Origin of the sequence: Niveispirillum sp. (assembly GCF_052437035.1) — a bacterium.
Taxonomy (GTDB): domain Bacteria; phylum Pseudomonadota; class Alphaproteobacteria; order Azospirillales; family Azospirillaceae; genus Niveispirillum.
The window spans coordinates 1-562 of sequence record NZ_JBQVOH010000056.1 but is presented as its reverse complement, the minus strand read 5'-3'; the positions used below and the strand labels follow the sequence as shown (position 1 = coordinate 562).

Below are 562 nucleotides of genomic sequence, written 5' to 3'. Positions count from 1 at the left end.
GGGCCACCGCGTTGACGCAGGCGCGCGGTAACATGCCGCCCATGCCGAAATACCTGTTCACCTGCGAGGTCGAACCCCAGTTCCTGAGCGAACAGTCGTCGCCCGACGAAGACGTGTACGCATTCGCGTACACCATCACCATCACCAACGCGGGCGAGGTGCCGGCACAGCTGATCGCGCGCCACTGGATCATCGACGACGCGCGCGGGCAGACCGAGCAAGTCAAGGGCCTGGGCGTGGTCGGGCACCAGCCCCTGCTGCGGCCCGGAGAATCCTTCCAGTACACCAGCGGCACGCGCCTGGCCACGCCCACGGGCACCATGCGCGGCAGCTTCTTCTGCGTGGCCGAAGACGGCGAGCGTTTCGAGGCCGAGGTGGCCGAGTTCGCGCTGCGCGCCCCGGGCTCGGGCGACGCACCGGCGCGGGTGCTGCACTGAAAGCCGGCGCCCCGACACGCGGCCCCCACCCCGACGACCGCATGCCCACCTCCACCCCGCTCGACACCCTGGACCCGGACGCCCCGCTGGCGCTGCGCCACCTGTGGCTGATCGGCGCGTTGCGC

General features: G+C 71.2%; 1 protein-coding gene. It reads left to right on the top strand.

The genetic code is table 11. The annotated features are described in order from the left end of the window. A partial coding sequence (gene apaG, locus ACT6Q8_RS25650; protein ID WP_444739500.1) for a Co2+/Mg2+ efflux protein ApaG occupies positions 1-437 on the top strand: 437 nt, incomplete at its 5' end. Positions 438-562 lie beyond the last annotated feature (125 nt).